At 73.8% G+C, this 9,100-nt stretch carries 5 protein-coding genes; 2 read left to right on the forward strand and 3 right to left on the reverse strand.

Features of this window, described 5'->3' with window-relative positions; genetic code table 11:
• The first annotated feature begins 72 nt into the window (after window positions 1-72).
• Together ACFV9Q_RS14045 and ACFV9Q_RS14050 are read left to right on the forward strand one after the other, a co-directional pair.
• Window positions 73-2,910: an MMPL family transporter gene (locus ACFV9Q_RS14045; protein ID WP_377234912.1), complete on the forward strand. Its 2,838-nt coding sequence runs from the start codon at window positions 73-75 to the stop codon at window positions 2,908-2,910.
• Window positions 2,907-5,291 carry a YhgE/Pip domain-containing protein gene (locus ACFV9Q_RS14050; RefSeq protein WP_377234913.1) on the forward strand — a complete coding sequence of 795 codons (2,385 nt, stop codon included), beginning with the start codon at window positions 2,907-2,909 and terminating at the stop codon, window positions 5,289-5,291. Before ACFV9Q_RS14045 ends, ACFV9Q_RS14050 begins: the two co-directional genes overlap by 4 nt.
• Window positions 5,292-5,356: 65 nt before the next feature.
• Here the strand turns inward: ACFV9Q_RS14050 and ACFV9Q_RS14055 are convergent, their stop codons facing one another.
• The 3 genes from ACFV9Q_RS14055 to ACFV9Q_RS14065 form a co-directional block, all read right to left on the reverse strand.
• A complete protein-coding gene (locus ACFV9Q_RS14055; RefSeq protein ID WP_377234914.1) occupies window positions 5,357-5,731 on the reverse strand; it encodes a hypothetical protein in 375 nt (124 codons plus the stop codon).
• A gap of 77 nt (window positions 5,732-5,808) precedes the next feature.
• Window positions 5,809-7,212, reverse strand: coding sequence for an acetamidase/formamidase family protein (locus ACFV9Q_RS14060; protein WP_377234915.1), 1,404 nt, complete (start codon window positions 7,210-7,212; stop codon window positions 5,809-5,811).
• Between the two features lie 249 nt (window positions 7,213-7,461).
• Complete coding sequence (locus ACFV9Q_RS14065; RefSeq protein WP_377234916.1) at window positions 7,462-8,865, reverse strand: M20 family metallopeptidase; 1,404 nt, start codon at window positions 8,863-8,865, stop codon at window positions 7,462-7,464.
• Between the last annotated feature and the right edge of the window lie 235 nt (window positions 8,866-9,100).

A 9,100-nucleotide genomic window follows, 5' to 3' on the forward strand; every position in this document is an offset into this window, starting at 1 on the left:
TGCACTCGTGTATCGGATACAGTGGTGCATCGAACGTCCCCACATCGGTCCCCGCCTCGTCCAGGAGTGTGCGTGTCCTCCGTTCTCTACTCGCTCGGCCGCTGGGCCGTCCGCGCCCGTCGGCTCGTCGTAGCCGGCTGGGTCGTGGCACTCGTCCTCGTGGGCGGTGCGGCCGGCCTGCTGCAACAGGGCCTCGACAACCAGGTGTCCATCCCCGGCACCGAGTCACAGGAGGCGCTTGATCGCCTCGCTGCAACCTTTCCGCAGGTCAGTGGCGCTTCCGCCCAGGTGATCGTGGTCGCGCCCGACGGCGGGACCATCAACGACGACGCGATGCGCACCGCCATCGAGGACGGCGTCGCGGACCTCGAGGACGTCTCGCAGGTCGAGGTGGTCACCTCGCCGTACGACGACCTGATGCCCGCCTCGGTGTCCGACGACGAGCGCGCCACCCTCCTGACGATCCAGCTCGACGGCGACCAGGGTTCGATCACCGACGAGACCAAGGACGCGCTGGGCGTCGAGACCGAAGCGCTGGCGCAGGCCCTGCCCGCCGGCGCCGAGGCGCACCTCGGCGGCCAGCTCTTCTCGTCCAAGTTCCCCGAGATGACGCTCACCGAGGGCATCGGCCTGCTGGTCGCGCTCGTGGTGCTCGTGCTGACCCTCGGCTCGCTCGTGGCCGCGGGTCTCCCGCTGCTCAACGCGCTGCTCGGTGTCGGCGCCTCGATGGGCCTGCTGTTCGCCGCCACGGTGCTCGGCCCGATCAACTCGACCACACCGATGCTGGCGGTGATGCTGGGCCTGGCGGTCGGTATCGACTACGCCCTGTTCATCGTCTCGCGGCACCGGGAGCAGCTCGGCAAGGGCCTCGACGTGCACGAGTCGATCGCGCGGGCGACCGCCACGGCCGGCTCCGCCGTCGTGTTCGCGGGCCTCACCGTGATGATCGCGCTGGTCGGCCTGGGCGTCGCGGGCATCCCGTTCCTCACCATCATGGGCGTCGCCGCCGCGGTCACCGTGGGTGTCACCGTGCTGGTGTCGCTGACCCTGCTGCCCGCGCTGCTCGGCTTCGCCGGGGAGCGGCTGCGGCCCCGGCCGTCGCGCAAGGAGCGGCGTGCGGCGGCTCGTGCCGAGGCGGCCGCGGCCGCCTCGGCGGCGAACGACGACCCCGAGGCGACCCGCTCCCGCGCCGCCGTCGTGACGCTGCCCGAGCAGAAGCCGAACCGGTTCTTCACCGGCTGGGTGCGTGCGGTGACCAAGATCCCGGCGCTCACGGTGGTGCTGGTGATCGCCGCGATGGGTGCGCTGAGCTACCCCGCGCTGGACCTGCGCCTCGCGCTCCCGGACGCGGGCGTCATGGCCAAGGAGGACCCGGCGCGCGTCACGTACGACCTGGTCTCCGAGCATTTCGGCGACGGGTTCAACGGTCCGCTGATCGTGACCGGGTCCATCGTGACCAGCACCGACCCGGTGGCGCTCATGGACCAGATCGGCGACGAGATCGCGGACCTGCCCGGCGTGGCCGACGTGCCGCTGTCGACGCCCAACGAGACGGCGGACACCGGCATCATCCAGGTGGTCCCCGAGGGCGGCCCGACGTCCGCCGAGACCGAGGACCTGGTGCGCGAGATCCGCACGCTGCACGACCACTTCCTCGACGAGTACGGCGTCGACCTGTCGGTCACCGGCTTCACCGCGGTCGGCATCGACGTGTCGGACAAGCTCGGCGACGCGCTGCTGCCGTTCGCGCTCGTCGTCGTGGGGCTGTCGCTGATCCTGCTCACGATGGTCTTCCGGTCGATCGCCGTGCCGATCAAGGCGACGATCGGCTACCTGTTCTCGGTGGGCGCGGCGTTCGGCGTGGTCTCGCTCGTGTTCGAGCACGGCGTGCTCGCCGAGGCGCTCAACGTGACGCGCACCGGGCCGGTCATCAGCTTCATGCCGATCGTGCTCATGGGCATCCTGTTCGGCCTCGCCATGGACTACGAGGTGTTCCTCGTGTCCCGCATGCGCGAGGACTACGTGCACGGCGGCAGCGCCAAGCACGCCATCACCACCGGTTTCCAGGGCTCCGCCAAGGTGGTCACCGCCGCGGCGATCATCATGATCGCGGTCTTCGTGGCGTTCGTGCCGCACGGCGACATGAACCTCAAGCCGATCGCGCTGGGCCTCGCCGTGGGTGTGGCCGTGGACGCGTTCGTGGTGCGCATGGTCTTCGTCCCCGCGGTGCTCGCGCTGCTGGGCGAGAAGGCCTGGTACATGCCGAAGTGGCTCGACAAGGTGCTGCCCTCGTTCGACGTCGAGGGCGAGGGGCTGACCCGCGAGCTGTCGCTGGCGGACTGGCCCGAGCCGGGGGCGACCGACGCGGTCGCGGCCGGGGACCTGGAGGTGCACGGCCCGTCCGGCACCATCGTCGGCCCGGTGAGCGTCCGGGTGCCCGACGGCGGCACGCTGCTCGTCCACGGTGACGCGACGGCCCCGGTCAGCGCCTTCCTGCTGGCCGTGGCCGGGCGGATCAAGGTGACGGGCGGGGTGGCGAAGACCGTGGGTCTGGTGCTGCCCGAGCGTGCCTCGTCCGTGCGGCACCGCGTCGCGGTGGTCGACGCGGCCGCCGAGGGCGGGTCTCCCGCCGCGGCGGTCCGGCGAGCCCTGGGCGACAAGCCGAGGGTGCTCGTCGTGGACGCCACCGAGACGGTGGGCGACCTGGCAGCACGCGCCGGGCTGGCACAGGCGGTCGCCGCCGCCCAGCGGGCGGGTGTCGCGGTGCTGCTCGGCTCGACCGGCTTCGCCGCGACCGACCTGGCACCGGCCGGCGCTCAGACGCTGGACGTGACCCCGGGCGACCGAGCGACGGCCGGCGCCCACCTTGACCAGAACACCGACGTGACCGAGCAGGAGGTGCGGGCATGAGTACCGCAACGAGGTGGCTCCGGCCCGAGCCCTTCCGCAACCCGTGGCGCGCCGTGGCAGTGGCGCTCCTTCCCCTGATGATCCTGGGCCTGCTCATCTCGGCCCTGTGGAACCCGCAGGACCGGCTCGACACCGTCAAGGCCGCGATCGTGAACCTCGACGAGCCGGTGGAGATCGACGGCCAGACCGTGCCGCTCGGCCGTCAGCTCGCCGCCGGCCTGGTGAGCGGCGGCGAGACCGCCGACGCCGAGGCGGGCGAGGCCGCGGCGATCCCGGCGTCGGACGCCAGCTACGACTGGGAGATCTCCGACGCGGCGACGGCGGCCGACGGCCTGGCCGACGGCACCTACGCGGCGGTCATCACCATCCCCGAGGGCTTCTCCGCGGCGGCGACGTCGTTCAGCAGCGACGACCCGGAGGATGCGGAGCAGGCGACCATCGACGTCGCCACCGCCCCCGACGGCCGGGTGCTCGACGACGCCCTCGCGCAGGTGGTGGCCCAGACCGCCACCGGCGTGCTCGGCAGCACCCTGACCGAGACGTACGTGGACAACGTGCTCGTCGGCTTCTCCACGCTCTCGGAGGAGCTGGGCAAGGCAGCCGACGGCGCCGGCCAGCTCGCCGACGGCGCGACCGAGGCGGGCAAGGGCGCGCAGCAGCTCGCGGACGGCGCGGGTGACCTCGCCGACGGCGCGACCGAGGCGGGCAAGGGCGCGCAGCAGCTCGCGGACGGCGCACACCAGACCGCGGCCGGCGTGGCCGGCGTCGGCAACGGCGTCTCCAGCCTGGCCGGCGGTGCGGGACAGTGGGCCTCGGGCGCCGAGGAGTGGGCGGCGGGCGCCGACCAGGCCGCAGCGGGCGTCGACCAGCTGGCCGCGGGTGCGGGCCAGTCGGCCGTCGGTGCGGGCGACCTGGCCTCGGGGGCCGACGACCTCGCGGGCGGTGCGAAGAAGGTCGCTACCGGGGCTGAGGGCCTCGCGGGCGGGCTCGCGGAGACATCGGCGAAGCTGCAGGGCAGCTCCGCCGCTCCGGGGCCGGCAGACGCGGCGACCCAGCTCGCCGCGGGCGCGTCCGACGTCTCAGGTGGGGTGTCCCAGCTGGTCAAGGGCATGGACTCGGCCTGCGCCGATCCCGCGATCGACCCACGCCTGATCGCCCTGTGCGCGCAGCTGCCGCAGCTCAAGGAGCTCGAGTCGGGCGCCGAGCAGGTCGCCGGTGGCATGTCCGGTCTGGCCGGGCAGCCCGGCTCCTCGACCAAGAAGCCGACTGGCCTCTACGAGCTCACCGCGGGCATCTCCGGCCTGGCCGAGGGCGGCGCAGAGCTTGCGTCCGGCGCCGGTCAGGTCTCGGGCGGGGCTTCGGCCCTCGCCGGCGGTGCGCACCAGCTCGCCGGTGGTCTGAACGAGCTGGCTGCGGGTGCCGACCAGGCAGCCGGCGGCGTGAGCGCGCTGTCCGCGGGCGCGAGTGAGCTCTCCACCGGCGCTGGCGGCATCTCGTCCGGTGCGTCGCAGCTCGCGACCGGTGCCGGTCAGCTGGCGGCCGGTTCGAGCCAGCTCGCCACGGGTGTGGACGGTCTGGCCGGTGGCGTCACAGAGCTGGGCAGCGGCACCAGCCAGCTCGCGACCGGCGTCGACGGCCTGGCCGACGGCGTCGGCGAGCTGGCGGGCGGCGCGACGGACCTCTCGGACGGCCTGGGTCAGGCGACCGAGGAGATCCCGTCGTACACGGAGCAGGAGCGGAAGTCCCTGGCCTCCGTCGTGGCCGACCCGGTCGCGACCGACGGCGAGGTCACCGACCTCAACACCGGCGCGACCGGCCCGATGTTCGCCGTGCTGGCGCTCTGGCTCGGCGCGCTCGCGCTGATGATCGTGTTCCCGCCGGTGCCGCTGCGCGCCCGCGGCTCCACGCGCGGCGCGTTCCGGCTCACGCTCGGGACGTTCGTCGTCCCCGCCGCGATCAGCCTCTTCACGGGCCTCGCGACGGGCGCGATCCTGGCCGGCATCGAGGGTCTCGACGTGGGCGGCTGGCTCGCGGCGATGGGCTTCGGCGCGCTCGTGTCGGTCGCGTTCGTCGCGGTCAACCAGGCGCTCGCCGCGGCGCTCGGGCACATCGGCCGAGGCGTGAGCCTCCTGATCGCGGTGCTCGTCATCGCGACGGGAGTCGTGTCGACCGTGCCGGGCCTGCTGGACGGTCTGGCCGGGTTCCTCCCGGTGGGTCCGGCCCAGGTCGGCCTCGTGCGGCTCATCGAGCCCGGCACGGGCGGCATCGGCATGGCGATCGCCGCGATGGTCCTCTGGGCCGCCGCGGGTCTGGTCGTCACGACGCTCATGGTCGCGCGCGAGCGCACCGTCCGGGTCGCGGAGCTCCTCCGCACCGCCTGACCCACCTCCGCTGAGTGCGGGATATTTGCTCTTCCAGCAGGCTGGAAGGCGCAAATATCCCGCACTCAGCTGTTTTCGACGCGGCGCAGGCGGCCCGCCGTGTCCGGCCACGGCACGTGCACCGGCTCCAGCGGGACCAGGGCCTTCGCCAGGAAGGCGTCGCGCAGCACGACGCCGGCGGGGGAGAGCTCGCTGATCGCGAGCTCCCGGCCCGCGCCGTCGAGCAGCCAGTGCTCCGCGAGCTCGCGGAGGCCACGATCGAGCACCAGCTCCTCGGCCGCGTGGTAGTCGCACACGTCGCCGACGGCGTGGCCGAGGCGGTTGCGCGGGATCACCTCGGCGTAGTCCTCGGTCACCGGTTCGAGGTAACCGACGGTCTCGCCGTCCTCCCGCGTGACCGCCAGCCATGTGTCGACTGGGGCTGTCTCCGGCATAGTCATGGCTCGACCCTAGGGTCGCCCACGGCGCCCGCGCCCGCTGTTTTCGAGCAGGGCACGGGCACCGGCGCGCGGGACGCTCAGCCCAGGTCGGACTTCCGGATCAGCCCGTGCACACCCACCGTCCGGTCGACGACCTGCGAGACGGCGAAGTCGGCCGCCGCCGAGAGATAGGCGTAGGCGACCGCCCGGTCCAGGCCGTGGTCGTGCTCCAGGAAGTCCAGCGCGTTGACGACGGCCCGGCGCATCGCGACGTCGAGGTCGCTGAGCTGGCCGCCCACCGCGCCGTCCGGGTCGGACAGGCCGATCGGGATCCACGCGTCCGCGGTCTCGGCGAAGGGGTACGAGTACGCGACCGACGGTGCGTCCCCGGAACCGGGCTTGCAGACCGTGAGCCGGAACGTCCCGCGCAGCGAGCCCTCCATGGCGGTGAGCGCCACCTCGCCGTCGCCCATCGCCATGTGCGGGTCGCCGACGTAGAAGAGCGCGCCCTCGGCGCTGACCGGCAGGTAGAACGTGGAGCCGGCGCCGAGGTGGCTGATGTCGATGTTGCCGCCGCCCAGCGTCGGCGGGATCGAGTTGGCCTCGGGCGCGGTCAGGCTGGTCGTCTCGGCGTAGGCGACGCCCATCATCCCGAAGAAGGTCCGGAGCGGGAACCGCACCCGTCCCCGGCCGGAGCCCATGGTCGCGTGGTCGCCGTGCACCTCGGCGAACACGGACACGTTGCCGTACTCGGTCGGGACGCCGGAGCCGCGGCCGTCGGTCGCGACGGGTGGCATCACCTCGTCGAGCGTGATCCCGGCGGGCGCGCCCGCCGCCGTCGCAGCGAGTGAGCCCTTGCCGTGGCGCGACGAGACCACGCCGTACGGCACACGGGGCGTGGCCTCCAGCGTCTCGATCTTCAGCACGTCGCCCGGTTCGGCACCCTCCACGAACACGGGTCCGGTCACGACGTGCGGCCCGTCGACGTCGAAGTTCCGCGCCGTCCGGGAGTACCCGGCGGCGATCGCGGCGGCGTCGTCGAGCACCTCGCGGCGTCGCACGCCGTGCTCGGCGAAGTAGGCGACCGGGTCCCGGCCCTGGTCCTCGAGGATGCCCTCGTGGGACACGGAGTCGATGGTGATGGTCCGTCCCGAGCGCACGCGCGCCACGGCGTCGGCGTGCACCGACGGGACGTAGCCCCACAGGACGTCGTCGGTGTCGGAGCCCAGATAGACGTCGCCGCGGATACGCCCCCGGCCGGGCTGGAGGATCCCGGAGAACTTCCCGGAGCCCCGCCCGCCAGCACCCCGCGCGGCGGACGCACCCGCCGCAGCCGACGCGGTCGCGGCCGACGCCGGCACCGCCGATCCCGCGGCCAGCGCCGATCCCGCCCCCACGCCGAGCGCGGCCTGCAGGAACCGGCGCCTGCCCAGGGCCGCGACCAGCGTCTGTGCTGCCGTTCGTCCGTCGTGCTGTCCGCCTTGCTGTCCGCGAGGTGTCACGGGTCCACGCTCCTTCGGTCGGGCGCGCGGTCGGGCACCGCGCGCCCCTGACGCTAGGAAGCGGAGATTTCGCCCGGATGTGCGGATCGTTACGACAGCGACCATTCACCTGCTGCCAGGCGGCCCTCGCTGCTGGCAGCAGGTGCATGGTCGACGCCGGTCCGCGGCTGGGCTGCGGGGGCTGCGGGGGCTGCCGTGCCGCCGGCCGCGGCCCGGCTCGTCGACACGCCCGCCCGCGGGCGACGGCCGTCAGTCGAAGTAGCGCACCACGTCCACCGGGCCGCCCTGCGCGGCGAACTCCTCGTGGACGGCGGCGCGTAGCCCCGCGTCGCACAGGTAGTCCAGGGCCGTCGCCGCCAGTCCGGCGGCGCTGTCGACGGCGGCCGCGACCGCCGCCGGGGTCGCCGCCGCGGCCGCGAACTCCGCCGTGTGCAGCGCGACGTCCGGCGCGGAGACCTGCACCAGGGGGTGGATGCCGGGGATCCGGAACGAGACGTTGCCGAAGTCCGTCGACGCCGCGAGCGTCTCCGAGAGCACGCCTGCGGGCAGCGGGTCGCGTCCGCGCCGGCGCTGGGCCGAGACCCACCGCTCGGTCAGCGTGTCGTTGGTGCGCACGGGGAGGCTCGGGTGCGCGCCGTCGTCCCAGGTGATCTCCACCTCGGTGCCGGTCATCAGGGCCGCACCACGGGCGATGTCGTCGAGGCGGCGCGAGAGGTCGCGCAGGGTGTCGGGGTACTTGGAGCGCGCGTACAGGTGCACCACCGCGCGCTCGGTGATGATGCTGGGCCGCGTGCCGCCCTCGGCGATCGTCGCGTGCACGCGGTCCACGGGCGGCATCTGCTGCCGCAGCAGGCCGATGCCGTGGTAGGCGAGGGTCGCGGCGTCCAGCGCGTTCCGGCCCATGTACGGCTGGGCCGAGGCGTGCGCCGGCCGACCCGTGAAGGTCCAGGTCAGCAGACGGCGGCCGAGCCAGACCTGGTCGGCGACGTCGAGCCCGTACGGGTGCACCATGATCGCGGCGTCGATGCCCTCCAACGCCCCGTTGCGGGCCAGGACCTCCTTGCCGGAGTGCCCCTCCTCCGCGGGCGTCCCGAGCAGGACGACGCGGCCCGCTGGGACCACACCGGACGCAGAGCCGGCAGCGCCGCCGAACGGGTCACCCGACGTCAGCACCTCGTGCAGCGCGAGGAACGCACCGACGCCGGACGCCGCGATGACGTTGTGGCCGCAGGCGTGCCCGATGCCGGGCAGCGCGTCGTACTCGGCGCAGATGGCGATGGTCGGCCCGGCGGGGTCGCCGAACTCGGCCCGGAACGCCGTCGGCACCCCGTGGGCACCCAGTTCCGCCTCGACGCCGTGCCGGGCGAGCACCTCCACCAGCGTCGCGGCGCTCTGGTGCTCCTCGAAGGCCGGCTCGGGGTGCTCGTGCAGCCGCCGGACGATCTCCGCGAGCTCGGGTTCGAGCCGGTCCGCCGCCTGCTCGACGGCGGCGACCAGGTCGGCGGGCGCGCCGACGTCGGGCCGGGCCGTGCCCGTGCCGGCTGCCCCACCGTAGGCCGCGCCGGCCAGGGCGGCCCGCCGCCCCGCGGTCTCGGCGACCAGGTGGTCGAGGTACGCGGTGCTGGGCGGAGTGGGGCGGTTCATGCGGTCCATCGTATGGAGAGCGTTACACGACCGAATAATCACCCTTTACGTGACGACCCCAGGCCGCCCGATCACCCGATCGCGCCGGGGAACGGGATCTTCCTGGACTGATCCATCCCGTCCACCTCGCCGAAACGGAACGCCCGGTCCGGGTGTGGGGGGGGGGGGAGGGGGGGTGGGGGAGACCCCCACTTCGCCGGGACGACGCCGGCCGTCCCGCCCACTCGACGATCCCGCACCTCCG

The organism is Promicromonospora sp. NPDC059942 (assembly GCF_042731755.1).
In the GTDB taxonomy this organism is placed as follows: Bacteria; Actinomycetota; Actinomycetes; order Actinomycetales; family Cellulomonadaceae; genus Promicromonospora.

Coding starts and splice junctions, on each gene's coding strand:
- ACFV9Q_RS14050 (WP_377234913.1), top strand. CDS start 2,907: ATGAGTACCGCAACGAGGTGGCTCCGGCCCGAGCCCTTCCGCAACCCG.
- ACFV9Q_RS14055 (WP_377234914.1), bottom strand. CDS start 5,731: ATGACTATGCCGGAGACAGCCCCAGTCGACACATGGCTGGCGGTCACG.
- ACFV9Q_RS14065 (WP_377234916.1), bottom strand. CDS start 8,865: ATGGACCGCATGAACCGCCCCACTCCGCCCAGCACCGCGTACCTCGAC.